This window comes from Kitasatospora sp. NPDC059795, assembly GCF_042732175.1.
Taxonomy (GTDB): domain Bacteria; phylum Actinomycetota; class Actinomycetes; order Streptomycetales; family Streptomycetaceae; genus Kitasatospora.
Map to the genome: position 1 here is coordinate 46063 of NZ_JBHWID010000003.1, position 18929 is coordinate 64991.

Here is an 18929-nt window from a genome sequence, read left to right on the forward strand (position 1 = left end):
CGCTGGCGGGCGGGCCTTCGCGTCCGGAGAATGCCCGGGTGCAGAACACTGAACAACGGACGGCAACCGTCCTGATCGCATGGCAGAGCGAACTCCTCGGCGCGGTGGGCCCTTTCACCCCCCCGTCGCCGTACTGGGCGCAGATCGCGGAGGTGGTGCGCGCCGCATCGGAGGCCGCGGGGGCGCCGGTGGCGCTGCTGCGGATGCTCTCCGTCGACGGCGGCGAGACCGGCAGCGGCGGCGACGTGGTGTACCTGGCGCAGGCCCTGGAGCGCCCGACCCGGCCGCTGGCCGAGGCGCCGGACGTTGCACCGGGCGTCGCCCTGGACGGGCACCCGTTGCGGCTGGCGTGGGCGTCGGAGGACGGGCTGCGGGCCGAATGGGATTGGGCGGAAGGTGAGTTGGCGGCGTTGGGGCGGCCGCTTACCGGCCCGGCGGAGCAGGTGCGCAGCTGGAACCTGTCGGCGCTGACCAGGTTCCCGACCGGCGCGGGCGCGGCCTGGCTGAAGAGCACCCCGCCGTTCGCGGTGGCCGAGGCCGAGGTGATCGCCCGGGTGGCGAAGGCCGATCCGGAGCTGGTGCCGCAGGTGCTGGCCGCGGACGGGCGGCGGATGCTGCTGGACGACGTGCCGGGCGTGGACTGCTGGGGGCTGCCGGAGGACGGCATGCTGGGCGTCGTCGACCGCTGGGCGGCCGTGCAGGCGGCCGTCGCCGCGGACGGGCCGGACGGGTTGACGGACCGTTCGCCGGCGGCGTTGGCGGCGCTGTACCCGGCGCTGCTGGAGCGCCTGCGGCCCGAGCTGACCGCCGAGGAGCAGGAGCAGGCCGTCGCGCTGGGCGGGCTGCTGCCCGCGCTGGTGGACGAACTCGCGGACTGCGGGCTGCCGTTGACGCTGGTGCACGGCGACTGCCACCCGGGCAACTGGCGCTGGGACGGTGAGCGCGGGGTGCTGCTGGACTTCTCCGACGCGGTCTGGAGCCACCCGGCCCTGGACGGCCTGCGTCCCGACCCGTTCCTCTCTCCCGAGCGCGCCGCCACCGTCCGGGCCCGCTGGGCCGCGGCCTGGCAGGCCCTCGTCCCGGGCAGCGACCCGCTGCGCGCGCTGGCCCCGGCCGCCACGCTGATGCACCTCCACTACGCGGTGCGCTACCAGGAGTTCCTGGACGGCATCGAGCCCAGCGAGCGCCCGTACCACGAGGGCGACCCGGTCGCCTCGCTGCGCCGCGCGCTGCGCAAGGTGCCGGTGCGGTAGGCGAGTTGGCGGTAGGCGGGTCGGCAGTCCGCGGGTCGGCGGTGTGCGGGTCGGCGGTGTGCCCGGACGCCGCCCCGGACGCCGCGCGCAGCGATGCGCGGGGCGGCCGGCGGCGGGGCGTCAGGGCTGTTCGTCGGTCGGCATGTGCTGGGCGACGACGGCGAAGCCGATGCCCACGGCGGCGAAGCCCAGGCCGGTCAGCGCGAAGACCGTGAAGAACGCGACGGCGAGGCCGATCACGATGCGGCGGCCGGGGCTGTCCACCGCGTCGGTGGGCAGCGCCTCGCGCGGGTGGGCGGGCAGGTAGCGGACGGTGACGCGGTCGCCCACGAACCGGGGGTTGCCGGAGGTGTCGCGGATGCGGACGTCCTGGCCGTCGGCGGTGCGGAAGCCGAGGACGGCGTTGCGGGGGGCGCGGACGCCTGCCGCGTCCCTGGTGAGTTGGGCGCCCAGCACCTCGGCCTCGGCGACGAGCCCGGAGGTGCGGACGCGCCTGCGGCGGGTGGCGCGCTTGAGGACGATCACGACGACGCCCGCGCCGAGGGCGGCGAACAGCAGGCCGATCAGTGCGAAGACGATGCCGAATATGGTGCCGAAAGTGCCGAAAGTCTGTCCGGCGTCGTTCATGGGCCCCCTGGTGCCGTGCGGTGCGCCGCATCATAGGGCAGCCGAACACGCGGCCACCAGCCTGTATCTCGGCTGGTCAGGACCGTGATGCCGGCCCGGTCGGCCCGCAGCGCGCGGTCGTCGCGGACCAGGGTGGTGACGGTGCCCGGTCGGCGTGCGATGGCGGTGGCGCCGGGTCAGCGGGCGGTGACGGTGCCGGGTCGGCGGGCGATGGCGGTGGCGCCGGGTCAGCGGGCGGTGGCGGTGCCGGGTCGGCGGGCGATGGCGGTGGCGCCGGGTCAGCGGGCGGTGGCGGGCCTGCGGTGCTTGTGCCAGCGGGACTTGTGGAAGATCGGGTCGACGGCGACGACGCAGAGCGCGTGCATCGGGTGTTCGGTGTAGCGCGGCTCGAAGAGGCCGACCAGGTCGGTGAAGTAGGACTCGCCGCGGCGGTGGATCTCCCGGTCCGTGGCGACGGCCCGGCCGGCGGCGGTGAGCAGGTCGCCGATCCAGAAGAGGAGTTCGGCGCGGGCGGTGACGACCACCGTGCCGGCGTGCTCGGTGAACCGGGCGGGGCGGTGGGCGCAGCGGCGGTGGACGTCCTCGGGGCGTTCGTGCGGGCGGGGTGCGGGGGCGGTCGCCGTGAGGGGGGTGGCGGTGCGGTGCATGCGTCGGCGGAGGGCGGGCCAGTCGGAGGGGCGCAGGCCGGTGTCCTCGCGGGCGATCAGCAGGGGCAGCGCCGGGTTGTCGGGGCCGTCGGAGAGCCGCGGCGGGGTGCTCGGTGGGGCGTCCGGCGGGGTGCTCGGTGGGGCCGGGACGTGCACGGCGGTGTGCGGGCCGGTGGCGGCGATCCGGAACAGTGCGCCGAGGCGGAGCAGGTCGGCGCGGGGGGCGAGCAGGTACCCGACGTGCACCCTGGGCGGGTGGAGGAAGGTGTTGCGGAGCATGGGGCCGCTGCTCAGCACCCGGTTGAGCCGGTGCCCCTCGTCGCCGACCCGGTGGCTGGTCAGGCGCAGCCGCATCCGGCCGTCGTTGTCGCTCATCGGGCAAGTACAGCACGGGTGTTGCGGTGCGCGAACGGGTTTTTCGCGGGCCGGTCAGTCTTCCCGGCGCAGCTGCCGGTAGCGGAGTTCGAGGCCGTCGAGGAGGGCTTCGAGGCCGGTGTCGAATGCGCCTTGGTCGATGGTGCGGCGGTGTTCGGCGAGGCGGTGGGCGTCGCCGAGGTGGGGGTAGTCGGCGGTGTAGAGGGCGGCGTCCTCGGGGAAGCCGGCGGCGAAGGAGCCGAGGGCGGAGCCGGTGATGAAGTAGCGCATCAGGGCGCCGATCCGGGTGGCCTGGCCGCGGGGCCAGCCGGCGGCGACCAGGCAGCCGAAGACGGCGTCGGCGAGGCGCAGCGCGTGGGGGCGCCGGCCGGGGCCCTGGGCGAGGACGGGGACGAGGTGGGGGTGGGCGACGAGGGCGGCGCGGTAGGAGCGGGCCCAGTCGTGCAGGGCGGTGCGCCAGTCGTCCGGCGCGTCGAACATGGCGAGGTCGACCTCGCCCATCACACTGTCGACCACGGCGTCCAGGAGTTCGTCCTTGGTGGCGAAGTGGTTGTAGAGGGACGGTCCGCTGACGGAGAGTTCGGCGGCCAGGCGGCGGGTGGAGAGGGCGGGCAGGCCCTCGGTGTCGACCAGGGCGAGTGCGGCGGTGACGATCCGGTCCCGGTTGAGCAGGGGGGTGCGGGGTCGGGCGATCTCCGCCTCCTGGGGTCGTGGGCCGGTGGGTGGTGCGGGCGGCCCATTCTCGCAGGCGGCCTCTTCCGTGCGGGGCGGGGGCGGGCTACAGTCGCCGTAAAACTTGCACCGCTAGTTTATTCGAGTCGTCCGAGTGGTCGAGGGGTCGTCGCGTGGACTTGGAGCTGACCGAGGAGCAGGCCGCCGTCCGGGAGTTGGCGGCGGGGTTCGCCGATCGGGAGATCGTGCCGTTCGCCGCCGAGTGGGACCGGGCGGAGTCGATCGACCTGGGGATCGTGAAGAAGCTCGGCGACCTGGGTTTCCTGGGCCTGACCCTGCCGGAGGAGTACGGCGGCAGCGGCGGTGACCACCTGGCGTACTGCCTGGTGCTGGAGGAGCTCGGGCGCGGCGACTCCTCGGTGCGCGGGGTGGTGTCGGTCTCGCTGGGGCTGGTCGGCAAGTCGATCCACGCGTTCGGCACGGCGGAGCAGAAGCGGCGCTGGCTGCCGCGGCTGTGTGCGGGTGAGGCGTTGGCGTGTTTCGCGCTGACCGAGCCCGGCACGGGTTCGGACGCGGCGAACCTGACCACCCGGGCGGTGCGGGACGGCGGGGACTGGCTGATCTCGGGCACGAAGATGTTCATCACCAACGGGACGTGGGCGGATGTGGCGCTGGTGTTCGCCCGGACGGGTGAGCCCGGACACCGGGGGGTAAGCGCTTTCCTGGTGCCCACCGACACACCCGGCTTCACCCGCACGCTCGTTCACGGCAAGTTGGGCCTGCGCGGCCAGGCCACGGCCGAGTTGTCCTTCGACTCCGTGCGGGTGCCGGACTCGGCGCGGCTCGGCGCGGAGGGCAAGGGCTTCACGGTGGCGATGGCGGCGCTCGCCAAGGGCCGGATGTCGGTGGCGGCGGGCTGCGTCGGCATCGCCCGGGCCGCGTTGGAGGCGGCGGTGCGGTACGCCGGCGAGCGCGAGCAGTTCGGAAAGCCCATCGCGCAGCACCAGTTGGTGCAGGAGCTGCTGGCGGACATCGCGGTGGACGTGGACGCGGCCCGGCTGCTGACCTGGCGGGTGGCCGACCTGATCGACCGCGGGCTGCCGTTCGCCACCGAGTCCTCGGTGGCGAAGCTGTTCGCGAGCGAGGCGGCGGTGCGGTCGGCGAACAATGCGCTGCAGGTGTTCGGCGGGTACGGCTTCATCGACGAGTACCCGGTCGGCAAGTATCTGCGCGACGCCCGCGTGATGACGCTGTACGAGGGCACCAGCCAGATCCACAAGCTGCTCATCGGGCGTTCCCTGACCGGGGTCAACGCCTTCTGACGCCGTCCGCCCACGAGGCGACGGGTCTTGGGAACCATCACTGGGCACCATCACTGATCACTGAACAGGAGCTCGACGAAGTGCTTCCGGTCTTCATCGCCGCCGCCCGCCGCACCCCGATCGGGAAGCTGCGCGGCGCGCTGTCCACCGTCCGGCCCGACGACCTGTCGGCGGCGGTGCTGCGCGGACTGCTCGACCAGGTGCCGGGGTTGGACCCGGCGCGGATCGACGACGTGTACTGGGGCGCCGCCAACCAGGCCGGCGAGGACAACCGCAACCTGGCCCGGATGGCGGTGCTGCTGGCCGGGCTGCCCGACTCGGTGCCGGGCGTGACCCTCAACCGGCTGTGCGCGTCCGGCATGGAGGCCGTCACCGCGGCGGCCCGGGCGATCGGCTCCGGCGAGGCGGACGTGGTGGTGGCGGGCGGCTGCGAGTCGATGAGCCGCGCCCCGTTCGTGCTGCCCCGCCCCGACGAGGCGCTGCCGCACCGGATGGAGACCTTCGACACCCGGCTGGGCTGGCGGCTGACCAACCCGCGGATGCGCGAGCTGCACGGCGTGCTGTCGATGGGCGAGACCGCGGAGGAGGTCGCGGCGCGGTACGGCGTCTCCCGGGAGGCGCAGGACGCGTTCGCCCTGCGCAGCCACCGACTGGCCGCCGAGGCACGGGAGTCGGGCCATTTCGACGCCGAGCTGCTGGCGGTGGAGCGCCCGGACGGGGTGCTGGTGGAGCGCGACGAGTCGATCCGTCCGGACACCACGGCGGCGAAGCTGGCCGCGCTGAAGCCGGTGTTCCGGGCGGGCGGCAGCGTCACCGCGGGCAACGCCTCGCCGATGAACGACGGCGCGGCGGCGCTGCTGCTGTGCAGCGAACGGGCGTTGGCGGAGCTGGGGTTGGAACCGCTGGGCCGGTACGTGGCGGGCGCGTCGATGGGCGTGCACCCGGACGTGATGGGCATCGGTCCGGTGCCGGCGACCCGGCGGGTGCTGGAGCGCGGCGGCTGGAAGCTCCAGGACGTGGAGACCGCCGAGTTCAACGAGGCGTTCGCGGCCCAGGCGCTGGCGTCCGTCGGCGAGTTGGGCATCGACCCGGAGCTGGTGAACCCCTCCGGCGGGGCGATCGCCCTGGGCCACCCGCTGGGCTGCTCGGGCGCCCGGATCCTCACCACGCTGCTGCACCGGATGCGCCGCACCGGCGCCCGGCGCGGCCTGGCGACGATGTGCGTGGGCGTCGGACAGGGTTCCGCGGTACTGGTCGAGCGCGATTGATCTCCAGCAGTACGGATTGAGATCAATCAATGTGTTGATGATGCATCGGAAAGGTGTGGCTGTGGGCAGGTTCGACGGCAAGGTAGCGGTGGTCACGGGCGCCGCGCAGGGCATCGGGGCGGCGACGGCGCGGCGGCTGGCAGAGGAGGGCGCGGCGGTGGCCGTGGTCGACCTGACGGCGGAGCGGGCGGAGAGCACCGTCAAGGAGATCGTCGCGGCGGGCGGCACCGCGCGCGCCTTCGGCCGCGACGTGGCGGACTACGAGGCGGTGGAGGCCGTGTTCGCGTCCGTGGTCGAGGAGTTGGGCGGGGTGCACATCCTGGTGAACAACGCCGGGATCACCCGCGACAACCTGTTCTTCAAGATGCCGAAGAGCGACTGGGACATGGTGCTGTCGGTCAACCTGACCAGCGCCTACAACTGTTCGCACGTGGCGCAGCGGTACTTCGTGGCGCAGAAGTACGGCAAGATCGTGTCGCTGAGTTCGCGGTCCGCGCTGGGCAACCGCGGGCAGGCGAACTACGCGGCGGCGAAGGCCGGCATCCAGGGCCTGACGGCGACGTTGGCGATCGAGCTGGGCCCGTTCAACGTGAACGTGAACGCGGTGGCGCCGGGTTACATCGCGACGTCGATGACGGCGACGACTGCCGAGCGGGTCGGGGCGACGCCGGAGGCGCACCAGGCGGAGGTCGCGCAGCGCACCCCGCTGCGGCGGGTGGGCCTGCCGGAGGAGGTCGCCTCGGTGGTGGCGTTCCTGGCGAGCGAGGACGCGTCGTACGTCAGCGGGCAGACGCTGTACGTCAACGGCGGTGCCCGGTAGGCCGGTTGTGCGCTTCGACCGGCCCGGGGCCGGGCTCGTGGGAGCCCGGGCCCGGGCCGGTCGGCGTTGCGGGTCAGGTGCCAAGGCAGATCTCCCTGCCCTGCCAGCGGCGGCGCAGCCAGCGGTCGTGGCCGGCCAGCACGATCGCGCCGGGACCGGTGCCGCCGATGGCCTCCTCGAGTTCGTCGCAGAGCGCCGGCGAGAGGTGGTTGGTGGGCTCGTCGAGCAGCAGCAGGTGCGGCGGGCGGGCCACCAGCAGGGCGAGGGCGAGGCGGCGACGCTGGCCGACGGAGAGGTCGCCGACGGGGCGGTCGAGGTCGGCGGCGGCGAGCAGTCCGAGCGATGCCAGCGGGACGCGTTCGGCGAGGTCCGGTCCGAGGGCCAGCAGGTAGGTGTCGCGGGCGGTGCGGTCGGGCCGGTCGAACGCGGTGTCCTGGGTGAGCAGGCCGACCGTCGCCCCCGGTCGCCGGTGCACCTGTCCGCTCGGGGTGAGGCGGCCGGCCAGGACGGCGAGCAGGGTGGACTTGCCGGTTCCGTTGCCGCCGGTGATCAGCAGGCGCTCGTCCGGCGCCACCTCCAGTTCGTCGAGCGCGAGGCGGCCGGGCACCCGGATGCGGTGCAGCGTGACCAGCGGGCCGGGGGTCCGTTCGGCCGCGCCGGGGGTCTCGTCGGCCGGGGCGCGGGTCTCGTCGGCCGCGCCGGGGGTCTCGTCGGCCGGGGCGGTGGCGCGTCCGGTGGCGAAGGCGTCCGGTGCGAAGCGCAGCGGTGCGGGCGGTTCGGGCACCTGGCGGCGTTCGAGGTCGGCGAGTCGGCCGGCGGCGTCGCGCACCCGGCGGGAGATCTGCTGCTGGACGCGGCCGGCGCGGTGGCCGTAGCCCATCTTCTCGTTGTCGGTGGGGCCGCGATCGGGGGCGACGCGGTGCGCGGTGACGGTGGCCGATCGCCGCAGGTCGGCCAGTTCCTTCTGTTCGTCGGCGTACTGGCGCTCCCAGCGCTGCCGGCGGGCGTGCTTGGCGGACAGGTAGGCGCGGTAGCCGCCGCCGAAGCGGACCGGGCCGCCGACGGCCGGGTCGAGGTCGACCAGGTCGGTGCAGACCGCGTCGAGGAACGCCCGGTCGTGGCTGGCGACGACCACCGTGCCGGGCAGCGCGCGGAGTTGCTCCTCCAGGAAGGCGGCGGCCTCGTCGTCGAGGTGGTTGGTGGGTTCGTCGAGCAGCACGGCGGCCGGGCGGCGCACCAGCAGTGCGGCGAGTGCGAGACGGCCGCGCTGCCCGCCGGACAGCGACCCGAGGGTGCGCTGCGCTTCGACCGCGGCGAGCCCGAGGCCGTCGAGCAGTCGGGCGGCATGGCGGTCGGCGTCCCAGGCTTCGCGGTCCTGGGCCTGTTCGAACCGGGTGCCGTAGGCGGCCAGCAGGTCGGGTTGGCGCGGGTCGCCGTCCGGGAGCTCGGCGAGTTCGACGCCGAGACGGTCGAGTTCGGCGAGATCGGCGCGGGCCTCCCGTAGGGCTTCGTCGATCACGTCGGCCACGGTGGCGGCGGCGTCGAACGGCATCTCCTGCCACAGGAAGCCGAGTTCGGCGGGCCGGGTGACGCTCCCCCGGTCGGGCTCGTCCACTCCGGCCAGCACCCGCAGCAGCGTGGACTTCCCGGAGCCGTTCTCGCCGATCAGCCCGAGCCGCCGCCCGGGCGCGACGGTCAGCGACAACCCGTCGAGAATCCGACGGCCGCCGAGGACGCGCACCACGTCATGGGCGAGCAGGGCGGGTTGGGACATGAGGAACCTCCGGTACGGTCGGGACGGACTGCAGCAACCCGGGCGGACGGCAGCGCGCCACCCGCGCTTGCGGGCCAAGAGATCGACGGACAGGGCGGGCTGGGGCGACAGGACTTTCCCTGTGGTCCGGGCGGCCGGCCCGCCGGGCATGCCGACGCGGGCGTGCCGACCCGTCGACGGGCAGGGCACGGTGACGTATGGCCGAGCTCCGGCACGGCCCCACGCGGACCCGCCGAACTCGGCCGCCGCCAACCGCCGTCGCGGCACGTAGCCGCCGACCCGCCCGGCCCCTCCGACCGTTACGACCCGCGTGGCCGGCGGGCAGCGCGGGTCGGCGGCAGCTTCGGACGGCGTGTCAGAGCGCCGGGGCCACCGAGGTCTCCGTGAGGACGCCGTCGGAGAGGAGCAGGCGGCGGTCGACGCCGATCTCGGTGAGGAAGCGTTCGTCGTGGCTGACGACGAGGAACGCGCCGTGGTAGGCGTTGAGGGCGCTCTCCAGTTGGGCGACGCCGACGAGGTCGAGGTTGTTGGTGGGCTCGTCGAGCAGCAGCAGGTGCGGGGCGGGTTCGGCGCACAGGATGCAGGCGAGGGTGGCGCGGAGGCGTTCGCCGCCGGAGAGGACGCCGACGGGGAGGTGCGCGCGCTGGCCGCGGAACAGGAAGCGGGCGAGCAGGTTCATCCGCTCGGCCTCCGGGCGTTCGGGGGCGAACGCGGTGAAGTTCTCCGCGACCGTGCGGCTCTCGTCCAGCAGGTCGAGGCGCTGCGACAGGTAGGCGATCCGGCCTTCGCCGCGCCGCAGTTCGCCGCTGTCGGGGGTGAGCGCGCCGGTGATCAGCCGCATCAGGGTGGTCTTCCCGGCGCCGTTGGGGCCGGTCAGTGCGATCCGTTCGGGGCCGCGGACCATCAGGTCGACGCCGCCGGGGGCGAACACCTCGTGGTCGTCGAGCCGTGCTTGCAGGCCGGTGCCGTGGAACAGGGTGCGGCCGGCGGGAACGCGGGTGTCGGGCAGTTCGAGGCTGAGGCGCTGCTCCTCGCGCACGGCCCGCCCGGCTTCGTCGAGGCGGGCCCTGGCCTCGTCGACGCGGGCGGCGTGCACCTGCCCGGAGCGGCCGGCGGCCTCCTGCGCGCCGCGCTTCATGTTTCCGGCGAAGATCTTCGGCAGGCCGGCGTTCTTCAGGTTCTTCGCGGCGTTGCCGGCCCGCCGGTCGGCGCGTTCGCGGGCCTGCTGGGCCTCGCGCTTCTCGCGCTTCAGGGTCTGCTCGGCGTTGCGGACGTTGCGTTCGGCGACCTCCCGTTCGGCCCGGACGGCCTCCTCGTAGGAGGTGAAGTCGCCTCCGTACAGGCGCAGTTCGCCGTCGTCGAGTTCGGCGGTCCGCTCCATGCGGTCGAGCAGCGCGCGGTCGTGGCTGACCAGCAGCAGGCAGCCGTTGAACTCGGACAGCACGTCGTACAGGCGGTGGCGGGCCGCCAGGTCGAGGTTGTTGGTGGGCTCGTCGAGCAGTAGCACGTCGGGGCGGCGCAGCAGTTGGGCGGCGAGGCCGAGGGAGATGACCTGGCCGCCGCTGAGGGTGTCCAGGTGGCGGTCGAGGGCGAGGTGGCCGAGGCCGAGGCGGTCGAGTTGGGCGCGGGTGCGTTCCTCGACGTCCCAGTCGTCGCCGATGGTGGCGAAGTGCTCCTCGGCGACGTCGCCGGACTCGACGGCGTCCAGGGCGCGGATCACGTCGGCGATGCCGAGCACGTCGGCGACGGTGAGCTTTCCGGTGAGCGGCAGCGTCTGCGGCAGGTGTCCAAGGGTGCCGGAGACCGTCACCGAGCCTGCGGTGGGCTTGAGTTCACCGGCGATCAGCCGGAGCAGGGTGGACTTGCCGGAGCCGTTCGGGGCGACCAGGCCGGTGCGGCCGGTGGGCACGGTGAACGACAGGTCGTGGAAGACCGGGGTGTCGTCCGGCCAGGAGAAGGACAGGTTGGAGCAGACGACGGCGGCGTCGGACATGGTGAAGGGACCTCGATGGTGCTGGAGGGCAGGGAGAGGCCACTGCCCTGGAGAACAGGCGGGCGGGAAAAAAGGGGACGACGAAACGGACCACTCCGGCGGCGCTCCTGTGCACCGGCCCGGTGGCCGTCAGATCCGGATCTCACCCGGAGATGTCGTCGTCACCCGCCACGTCTCTGTCCCTCTGCTCACACGGCGCGCGCAACTCGCGCGTCGCGTACCAACGGTGTCGCGGCGAGTGTAGCGCCTCCCTCCGCCGCAGGTCGCGCCATTTGTTTCCGGGGCCTGTTTCCGGGGCCGCGACACGCTGGGCCGGCCGGGGGCCCCGGCGGCGCGGCCGGACGGCTCGGCCGCGCTCCGGTGTCTACCGTGGCCTCACGGCCCACGAATCCCCCACCCAGGGAGCGCAGATGACCACGGACGACCGCCGCGAGCGCTTCGAGCGGGGCATGCAGGTGCTGGCCGGGATCGACGGCGAGGCGGGCGAGCGGGTGGTGGCGGCGCTGGCGGACGTCTCCCCCGAACTCGCGCACCAGATCGCCGCCTGGGGGTTCGCCGAGATCTACTCCCGTCCGGCGCTGCCGCCGCGCGACCGGCAGTTGGTGACCCTCGGCATGTTGACCGCGCTCGGGGGGTGCGAGCCCGAGGTCGAGGTCCACGTCAACGCCTCGCTGAACGTGGGACTGACGCCCCAGCAGATCGTGGAGGCGCTGCTGCACGCCGCCGCGTACTGCGGGTTCCCCCGGGCGATCAACGCCACGCTGGCCGCGAAGCGGGTCTTCGCCGAGCGCGGCCTGCTGCCCGTCCACGACGGCTGAGCGCGCCGGGTCAGCCGGACGTGGACGCCCCCGGGGCCGGCATGAGCGCGTTCAGGGCGACCACCGGCTCGCCGGCGCTCACCCGCACCGGGACGGATCCCGCCACCCGCTGGAGTTCCCGCGCGAACTCCGGCGACGCGGCGCCCGCCGCCGAGGTGGTGACGAGCACGCCGTTGCCCTCCGGGCCGTTCCCGGAGGAGTAGACCGGGTAGGAGAACGGCTCGGCCTGCTGGGCCGACATGATCTTCCCGGTGGCCTCGGACATCGCCCTCGCGGTGTACGCACAGGCGACGATCTCGACGTTCACCCCGGCGGTGTCGGGGTGGGCCTCGCGCACCGCCGCGATCATGCTCGTGGCGCGGCCGGTGTCGGTGGCGTACAGGACCACCCGGTTGTGGCCGGCGTCCACATACACCGACCCGTAGACGTCCCGGAACGCGCCGTACCCCAGGTCGCCGAGCGCCGACGCGGCGCCGTTCGCCGGCCGCCAGGCGCCGGGAGTGCTCCCGTCCGACGGTGGGGCGGCGTCCGCGACCGCGCCGCCGGTCGGCGCGGCCTCCACCGAGATCCCGCCGTCGGTCGGGGCGACCGAACCGCAGGCGCTCACCGGCGAGAACGCACCGAGGACCAGCGCGGCGGCGGCGAGACGGCGACGGACCATGATGTCCCCCTCAAGGGCGTTGACGATTCCGGCGATGGGACGGACGCCCCACCCGATCGGTTCCCACCCCGACCCGCACCGGAAGGAACGCACCGACGTGATCCAACACCCCGATGAACACTGGCAGTTCACCGATGTCTCTGCACACCCGGCGGACGCCGTCGCCGAGTTGCGGCGGCCGATCGCCGACGGCCGGACGGAGAACTGGCTGCACAGCTCGCACGGACGGCAGTTGGCGGTGGTCTCCAACGGCGCGCGGGCGATGGTGATGCTGCTGGCCGGGCCCGGCGACCCGGGCGAGCACGCCGTCGATCCGGGCGCGGAGGGCTGGAGCGACGGCTACCTGCTCGCCAACGGCCAGCCGGACGAGTACCCGGACGAGGACACCGTCCCGCTCGACCGGGCGCTGCTCCTCGTCCGGCACCTGCTCGACCACGGCGCGCCGCCGCCGGGCACGCCGTGGTCGATCGATCGCTGACGGACCGTCATCTCATCGCGGCCGCCTTCGCGTTGACGAGCTGCTGGAGATATCGCTCGGAGGCCCGGAGCTTGCGGCTGTCGGGGCCGGGCAGGTGGGCGCGGAGCTCTATGATCTCGGGCGCGATGCGGATCGCCTCGGCCGGGTCCTTGACGGCGCGCCAGCAGGCCTCGGCATTGGTGGCGGCCCGCTGGGTCTCGGGATGCTCGGGGCCTTCGGTCTGCAGCAGCGCGTTGGCCACCTGTCGGTACAACTCGGCTGCCAGCACAGGCAGTCCGGCCACCCGGGAGACGTGCGCGCGGACCTGCCGGACCTGGAGCACGGCCGGGGCGAGCTGGCCGTGCGCCGCGACCGCCCGCTCCTCCAGGGCGAGGGCGAGCGCCGCCGCGGTGTCGTGGTCGCCGGCCTCGGCGGCCTGGACGATCGGGCCGATGGCCGCCAAGTAGTCGGTCGGCGGGGCCTGTTCGGCCGCTGCGACGGGTGTGGCAGGTGTGGCAGGTGTGGCAGGTGCGGCCGCTGGGACGGGCGCGGCCTTCTGCTCCAGCGGCACCGTGGCCGCCGCCGGGTCGTGCTGAACGGCCGGTCGCGGCTTGTCCAGTGGCACGGTCGACGCCAACGGGTCGTGCTGGACGGCCGGTTGGGGCTTGTCGAGCGGCACGGTCGGGGCCGTCGCCCCGGGGTCGGGCAGCGGCAGGGCGGCGGCCTGCGCGCTCCCGCTCAGCGGAACCGTCGCGGCCAGCGGGTCGAACCAGGGCAGGGCGGCGTCCGGTTCGGACACGGTGGGCACGGCGTCGCCCTTGAAGAAGGTCACGACGCGCGGATCCACCGACTCCGGCCCCGACTTGGCGAGTTCGACCCGCGGCGCAGCCGGATCGGGCAGGTCCTTGCCGAGGCGGACGGCGGGCTCGGACGCGACAGGCACGGCGGCCACAGCGGCCACAGCGGCCACAGCGGGCTCGGACGCGACAGGCGCAGCAGGCCCAGCGTTCGCAGCAGGCGCAGCAGGCTCGGGCACAACAGGCGCAACAGGCGCGGCAGTCGCAACAGGCGCGGCGGGCGCGCCGGTGGCCTTGCCGAGGTCGACCAGCTGGGTGTCCACCGGGACCATCGGCACGCCGCGCTCCAGCGAGACGATCATGCGGCGGCGGGCGGGCGTCGCGGGGACGCCGGCCTTGCGCAGCGAGACCAGGACGCGCGGCGTCCAGCCGGGGGCGAGCCGGGGCCGGGCCGGCTCGGCGGGGCGTGAAGTGGGCGCAGCGGGAGGGGTGTTGGGCGGGACGGGGGGCGCGGCGGGCCGGCCGGCGGCGGGGTCGGCGGGGGCGACCTGCCGGGCGGTGTTGCGGAACCAGGGCCGGTCGCCGGGGTGTGCGGTGATCACCACGGTGTCGGGGCGCAGCACGGAGTGGACCTGCTGGCGGACGAGTTCGGGGGTGAGCAGTTGGTCGGCGCCGGGGCGGCCGCGGTGCAGGGTCTCGATGAGGGCGCGGGTGAAGGTGCCGAGCTGGTCGGGGTCGTGGTTGACGACGGCCCAGAGCGGCACGCCTTCGCTGAGCTGCTGTCCGGCGGCGGCGGCGACGAGGTGCGGCCAGAGCACCGGGTCGGCGCTCAGGTCGCCGATCACCAGGGTGTCGAACTCGGTTCCGCGGTGGCGCAGTTCGGTGGCGAGGGCGGTCCAGGGGAGGCTTTCGGACGCCTTGTTCTCGCGCAGCGACAGGTACATCTGGTCGCCGCGCCGGTCGGTGACCAGGTGGCCGCCGAGGTGGATCAGCAGCGGGCCGGGGTGGCGGGCGGCGGCGCGCAGGTGGGCGAGGACGGTCTGCGGGTCGTTGGCGCCGGGGAGGTGGACGGCGTCGACCTGGTCGGCGGAGAGCAGGATCTGCGGGGCGACGCCGGCCAGTGCGGCGGACAGCACGGAGGCGTGTCCGGCGCCGCCGCGGCCCCAGCGGCGGCCGCCGCCGTAGCCGCCCTCGACGACCAGGATGCGTCCGCGCAGTCCGCGGCCGATGCCGCGGGCCTGGGCGGGGGTCGGAGCGGGGCTCGGGGCGGAGGCGGGCGCGTGCGCGGGTGCCGGGGCCTGGGCCGGGGCCGGTGCGGGGGCGCCGGGTGGCGGGGTGTCGGCGGTGATCACCGGGATCATGCCGGTCCAGCCGGTGGTGACCGCCGCGGGGGGCGCGGTGGGCGGCGGCGGGACGGGTGTGCCGCCGGCCGGGGTCGGGGTGGGCGGGGCGGTCCGGTTGCCGCCGGGGGTGAGGTCGGGGGGTGTCGGGTTGACCCGCAGGTTGACGGAGGTCGCGAACGGGTCGTTGGCGGGCGGCTGTTCGGAGCCCGGTCGGGCGCCCTGCTGGGGGCCGGGGGGTTGGGTCGGCAGCGTGAAGGTCTCCTCCAGGTCGGCCGCCGCCGGTCCGTCCCCGGTCGTCGATGCCACGTCAGCCACCGTCAGGTCACCGCCCCCGTCCGCCGCCCTCGCGACGTCGTGCCCGTTCACCGTGGCGCCCGGGCGTCACGTTCCGATCCCGGCCACGATACGTGGTCGGCGGGTGGGCGGGCCAGGGCGGGTGGCGCGGCCCGCGGCGGCGCCCGCTGGTCGGCGAGGGCGCCAGGCGGGTGCCGTCGGGGCGGCTCACGGTGCGTCAGTAGGTGACGGTGATGCGGCGGGCCGGTCCGTCCACCCGGATCAGGCCGCCGTACGGGATGACCTGCTGGGGCTCGGTGTGGCCGAGGTCGACGTCGAACACGGCCATGGTGTCGGGCGCGTAGGCGTTCAGGGCGCGCAGGGCGGCGGCGCGCTGTTCGGCGCGGTACCGGGCGCGCTGTTCGGCGTCGTGGGGCTGCTCGAAGGACCAGGCCATGGCGCGACCGAACAGCACGGCCGGGAACTGGCGGAGCAGTCCGCGTTCGCCGAGGTTGCGAAGCATTTGGTACACCTCGGTGCCGGACGGCATCTCCTCGGAGGTCTCCAGCACCAGCACGCACCCGGCGTACGCCTCGACGGGCAGCAGCCGGTCGGCGGCGGCCATCCAGTGCGCGATCTCCAGGTTGCCGCCCCAGCTGACGCCCTCGACCACCCGGTCGCTGCGGTGCCAGTACGCGCCGGTGGCGGGTTCGCTCGCGGGCATCCGTTCGAAGGTGGCCGGGTCCTCCCAGCGGCCGAGTTCGGTGCTGACGTCCTCGGCCTCGCGCAGCTCGTACGCGCCGTCCTCGAACAGGGCGGCGCGCAGCGAGGCCTCGGTGAGCGGGTGGATGGCGCCGGGTCGGCCGAACTCGGTCATGATCGCGCCGCCGTGGTAGGAGACCACGCCGTGCCGCCAGAGGAAGTCCAGCAGGTTGGTGTTGTCGCTGAACCCGAAGAACGGCTTGGCGTGCGCCCGGATCAACTCGCCGTCCAGGTAAGGGATCACGGTGATCTGGTCCTCGCCGCCGAGGGTGGCCAGCACGGCCTTGACGGTCGGGTCGGTGAACGCCGCGTGCAGGTCGGCGGCCCGCTCCTGGGGGCTCGCGTCGAGCTTGCGGGTGGTCGGGTACTCGACGGGTTCCAGTCCGAAGTCCTCGCGGAGGCGGCGCAGTCCGAGCTCGTGCGGCAGCGGGAACAGCGCCGGTCCGGCGAAGGACGGCGAGAGCACGGCGACCCGGTCGCCGGGGCGGGGCTTGGGCGGGTACGTGAGTCGGTCTGACATGGCGCGATGCTAGCCAGCGCCTTCCGTCGCGCACGAGCGATTTCCGGCATCGGCCCGCAGTGCGGGGCCCGACACGCCAGGGGCCTGCCGGTACGCAGATCCGACGGTCCGTCACATGCCTGGCCTGTGACCTGCGTTCTCACTGTGACGGACGGTGCTACTGGCCGGTTGTCGCCCTGGTGACGGTGGATCTCGTGCTGACATGATCTGCCCACCGACCGATGACGGAGCGCGTCCACCCGGTGCCGCTGCGTCATCGTCGGCGTGCCCGCTCGCGGGCATCTCGGTCCGTGCCGGGAGCCGCCCGGCCGAACGGAAGGACATACCCTTGACCGGTTCCGCACCTCGTGAGCCCCGGCCCGCGACGTCGTTGACGGCGGATCTGAACGCCTCCGTCGCCGTCCCGCCGGCGGACCAGGACCAGGAGGCGGCGTTCGCCGCCACCGGCTTGCTGGAGCCGCTGCCCGCGGACTTCACCGTGGACAGGACGGGCAGCGACGTGCCGGCCTGGAGCCTGGCCCCGTACCGGTTCCTGGAGGGCGACGCGCCCGACACCGTCAACCCGAGCCTGTGGCGCAACGCTCGACTGAACATGAACACCGGCCTGTTCGAGGTGGTCGCGAACGCCGTCTACCAGGTCCGCGGCATGGACCTGTCCAACATCACCTTCCTGGAGGACCCCACCGGGGTCGACCTGCGGATCGTGGTGGTGGACCCGCTGATCAGCGAGGAGTGCGCGACCGCGGCGCTGAGCCTCTACCGCAAGCACCGCGGGGCGAACCGCGAGATCTGCGCGGTGCTCTTCACGCACTCCCACATCGACCACTACGGCGGCGTGCTCGGCCTGTTCGACGGCGGGGTGCTGCCCGACGGGGTGGACGTCATCGCCCCGGACGGGTTCCTGGAGCACGCGGTGAGCGAGAACGTCTACGCCGGCAACGCGATGCTGCGCCGCGCGCAGTTCATGTACGGCTCGCTGCTGGAGAAGTCCGCGCACGGGCAGGTCGACGCCGGGCTCGGCAAGACCAGCTCCAACGGCACCTCGGGCCTGCTGGTGCCCACGTTCAATGTGACCTCCGACGTCGCCGTGCAGGGCAACGTGGTGTCCTTCGGTCCGGTGAACATGGAGTTCCAGCTCACCCCGGGCACCGAGGCCCCGGCGGAGATGAACTTCTACCTGCCCGACGTGCGGGCGGTCTGCATGGCCGAGAACGCCACGCCGACCCTGCACAACCTGTACAGCCTGCGCGGCGCCCAGGTGCGGGACGCCAAGTCCTGGTCGGAGTACCTGCGGCAGTCCGTCGAGTGGTTCGCGGACCGTTCCGACACGCTGTTCGCCAGCCACTTCTGGCCGCGCTGGAACAGCGACGAGAACCCCGCCGCGATCACCTCCTTCCTCACCAGCCAGTCCGACCTGTACCGCTACCTGCACGACCAGTCGCTGCGGCTGGCCAACCAGGGCCTGACGATGACCGAGATCGCCGAGAACCTCGACGGCAACCTCCCCGACGGCCTGGCCGGGCAGTGGTACAACCGCGGCTACTACGGCACCGTCAGCCACGACACCAAGGCGGTCTACCAGCGCTACCTGGGCTGGTACGACGGCAACGCCGCCCACCTGCACACCCTGCCGCCCGAGCAGGCCGGCCCCCGCTACGTCGACGCGATGGGCGGCGCCGCCAACGTGGTCGCCATGGCCCGGCAGACCTTCGAGAACGCCAAGGGCCCCGAGGACTACCGGTGGGCGGCGGAACTGCTCAGCCACGCCGTCTTCGCCGACCCCACCGACACCGACGCCCGCGAACTGGAGGCCGACGTCCTGGAGCAGCTCGGCTACCAGGCCGAGAGCGGCCCGTGGCGCAACTTCTACCTCGCCGCCGCGTTCGAGCTGCGCCACCGCCCCGCCGACGGCAGCCCCGACCTGCCCAGCCCGCAGATCATCACCCCGGCCGTGCTGGCGGCCATGCAGATGGACATGCTCTTCGACTACTTCGGCATCCGCCTCAACGGCCCGGCGGCCGCGAACTCGCCGCTCACCCTCGGCTTCACCGTCACCGGCGGCGTCGCGGGCGACCCCGACCGGTGCACCGTCCAGCTGCGCAACGGCGTCCTCGTCTACACCCCCGGCGCCTTGCCCGACACCGCCGACGCCCTCTACACCGTCACCCGGGCCGGCCTCGACGCCCTCGCCATCGGCGCCACCACCCCGGACCAACTCGCCGCCGACGGCGACCTCACCGTCGACAGCGGCACCCTCGCCCCGCTCAACACCTTCAACAACACGCTCGAAACCTTCGAGTACTGGTTCGGCCTGACCACCCCGTAACCCCGCCCCGCCGACCCCGCGCCGACCCCGCCCGCACCTCGGGCGGGGTCGGCCTCCGGCTGCCCGTCGAGATCGATTCCCAGCACACCGGCCGCGTCGGCGACGCAGGGGCGGCCCGAATCGGCGATGACCGGGCCGACGACGGGGGCGCCGAGGCGCAGTTCGTGGGCAGCCGGTTCGGTGCCTGCCCGACACGGCGCGGCACATACCCGCTGACGTCC

Annotated in this window: 15 protein-coding genes; 7 read left to right on the forward strand and 8 right to left on the reverse strand. The window is 74.0% G+C overall.

Features of this window, described 5'->3' with window-relative positions:
- Nucleotides 1-38: 38 nt before the first annotated feature.
- The gene (locus ACFV4P_RS07340; protein WP_380468262.1) at nt 39-1253 is read left to right on the forward strand and encodes a phosphotransferase; all 1215 of its coding nucleotides are present in this window, start codon (nt 39-41) and stop codon (nt 1251-1253) included.
- 120 nt (nt 1254-1373) lie between these two features.
- Here the strand turns inward: ACFV4P_RS07340 and ACFV4P_RS07345 are convergent, their stop codons facing one another.
- The 3 genes from ACFV4P_RS07345 to ACFV4P_RS07355 form a co-directional block, all read right to left on the reverse strand.
- A complete protein-coding gene (locus ACFV4P_RS07345; protein ID WP_380468264.1) occupies nt 1374-1880 on the reverse strand; it encodes a DUF3592 domain-containing protein in 507 nt (168 codons plus the stop codon).
- A gap of 278 nt (nt 1881-2158) precedes the next feature.
- Nucleotides 2159-2902, reverse strand: coding sequence for a hypothetical protein (locus ACFV4P_RS07350; RefSeq protein WP_380468266.1), 744 nt, complete (start codon nt 2900-2902; stop codon nt 2159-2161).
- Between the two features lie 54 nt (nt 2903-2956).
- Nucleotides 2957-3595 carry a TetR/AcrR family transcriptional regulator gene (locus tag ACFV4P_RS07355; protein ID WP_073808799.1) on the reverse strand — a complete coding sequence of 213 codons (639 nt, stop codon included), beginning with the start codon at nt 3593-3595 and terminating at the stop codon, nt 2957-2959.
- A gap of 152 nt (nt 3596-3747) precedes the next feature.
- Between ACFV4P_RS07355 and ACFV4P_RS07360 the strand changes: the two genes are divergently transcribed.
- The 3 genes from ACFV4P_RS07360 to fabG all read left to right on the forward strand — a co-directional run bounded on the left by ACFV4P_RS07360 (nt 3748) and on the right by fabG (nt 6984).
- A complete protein-coding gene (locus tag ACFV4P_RS07360; protein WP_380468268.1) occupies nt 3748-4896 on the forward strand; it encodes an acyl-CoA dehydrogenase family protein in 1149 nt (382 codons plus the stop codon).
- Between the two features lie 80 nt (nt 4897-4976).
- Entirely contained in the window at nt 4977-6164 is a 1188-nt protein-coding gene (locus tag ACFV4P_RS07365; RefSeq protein WP_380468270.1) for a thiolase family protein, read from the forward strand.
- Between the two features lie 61 nt (nt 6165-6225).
- Nucleotides 6226-6984 (forward strand): 3-oxoacyl-ACP reductase FabG, encoded by a 759-nt coding sequence (gene fabG / locus ACFV4P_RS07370; RefSeq protein ID WP_380468272.1) that lies wholly within the window; start codon nt 6226-6228, stop codon nt 6982-6984.
- Between the two features lie 73 nt (nt 6985-7057).
- Here fabG and ACFV4P_RS07375 read toward each other — a convergent pair whose 3' ends face one another.
- On the reverse strand, nt 7058-8758 hold the full coding sequence (locus tag ACFV4P_RS07375; protein ID WP_380468274.1) for an ABC-F family ATP-binding cassette domain-containing protein: 1701 nt from the start codon (nt 8756-8758) through the stop codon (nt 7058-7060).
- A gap of 355 nt (nt 8759-9113) precedes the next feature.
- Nucleotides 9114-10751, reverse strand: coding sequence for an ABC-F family ATP-binding cassette domain-containing protein (locus ACFV4P_RS07380; protein ID WP_380468276.1), 1638 nt, complete (start codon nt 10749-10751; stop codon nt 9114-9116).
- A gap of 410 nt (nt 10752-11161) precedes the next feature.
- Between ACFV4P_RS07380 and ACFV4P_RS07385 the strand changes: the two genes are divergently transcribed.
- The gene (locus ACFV4P_RS07385) at nt 11162-11569 is read left to right on the forward strand and encodes a carboxymuconolactone decarboxylase family protein (RefSeq protein ID WP_073808807.1); all 408 of its coding nucleotides are present in this window, start codon (nt 11162-11164) and stop codon (nt 11567-11569) included.
- A gap of 10 nt (nt 11570-11579) precedes the next feature.
- Here ACFV4P_RS07385 and ACFV4P_RS07390 read toward each other — a convergent pair whose 3' ends face one another.
- On the reverse strand, nt 11580-12230 hold the full coding sequence (locus tag ACFV4P_RS07390; protein WP_380468278.1) for a hypothetical protein: 651 nt from the start codon (nt 12228-12230) through the stop codon (nt 11580-11582).
- Between the two features lie 34 nt (nt 12231-12264).
- On the opposite strand from ACFV4P_RS07390, the gene ACFV4P_RS07395 reads away from it, so the two are divergent.
- Complete coding sequence (locus ACFV4P_RS07395; RefSeq protein WP_380468280.1) at nt 12265-12708, forward strand: hypothetical protein; 444 nt, start codon at nt 12265-12267, stop codon at nt 12706-12708.
- A gap of 7 nt (nt 12709-12715) precedes the next feature.
- Here ACFV4P_RS07395 and ACFV4P_RS07400 read toward each other — a convergent pair whose 3' ends face one another.
- Both ACFV4P_RS07400 and ACFV4P_RS07405 read right to left on the reverse strand, forming a co-directional pair.
- Complete coding sequence (locus tag ACFV4P_RS07400; protein ID WP_380468282.1) at nt 12716-15133, reverse strand: hypothetical protein; 2418 nt, start codon at nt 15131-15133, stop codon at nt 12716-12718.
- A 205-nt stretch (nt 15134-15338) separates the two neighbouring features.
- Nucleotides 15339-16382, reverse strand: a complete 1044-nt coding sequence (locus tag ACFV4P_RS07405; protein ID WP_380468284.1) for a S66 peptidase family protein — start codon at nt 16380-16382, stop codon at nt 15339-15341.
- Between the two features lie 328 nt (nt 16383-16710).
- Between ACFV4P_RS07405 and ACFV4P_RS07410 the strand changes: the two genes are divergently transcribed.
- A complete protein-coding gene (locus ACFV4P_RS07410) occupies nt 16711-18708 on the forward strand; it encodes an alkyl/aryl-sulfatase (RefSeq protein WP_380468286.1) in 1998 nt (665 codons plus the stop codon).
- The last annotated feature ends 221 nt before the right edge of the window (nt 18709-18929 follow it).

Coding starts and splice junctions, on each gene's coding strand:
- ACFV4P_RS07345 (WP_380468264.1), bottom strand. CDS start 1,880: ATGAACGACGCCGGACAGACTTTCGGCACTTTCGGCACCATATTCGGC.
- ACFV4P_RS07350 (WP_380468266.1), bottom strand. CDS start 2,902: ATGAGCGACAACGACGGCCGGATGCGGCTGCGCCTGACCAGCCACCGG.
- ACFV4P_RS07375 (WP_380468274.1), bottom strand. CDS start 8,758: ATGTCCCAACCCGCCCTGCTCGCCCATGACGTGGTGCGCGTCCTCGGC.
- ACFV4P_RS07380 (WP_380468276.1), bottom strand. CDS start 10,751: ATGTCCGACGCCGCCGTCGTCTGCTCCAACCTGTCCTTCTCCTGGCCG.
- ACFV4P_RS07385 (WP_073808807.1), top strand. CDS start 11,162: ATGACCACGGACGACCGCCGCGAGCGCTTCGAGCGGGGCATGCAGGTG.
- ACFV4P_RS07390 (WP_380468278.1), bottom strand. CDS start 12,230: ATGGTCCGTCGCCGTCTCGCCGCCGCCGCGCTGGTCCTCGGTGCGTTC.
- ACFV4P_RS07395 (WP_380468280.1), top strand. CDS start 12,265: ATGGGACGGACGCCCCACCCGATCGGTTCCCACCCCGACCCGCACCGG.
- ACFV4P_RS07405 (WP_380468284.1), bottom strand. CDS start 16,382: ATGTCAGACCGACTCACGTACCCGCCCAAGCCCCGCCCCGGCGACCGG.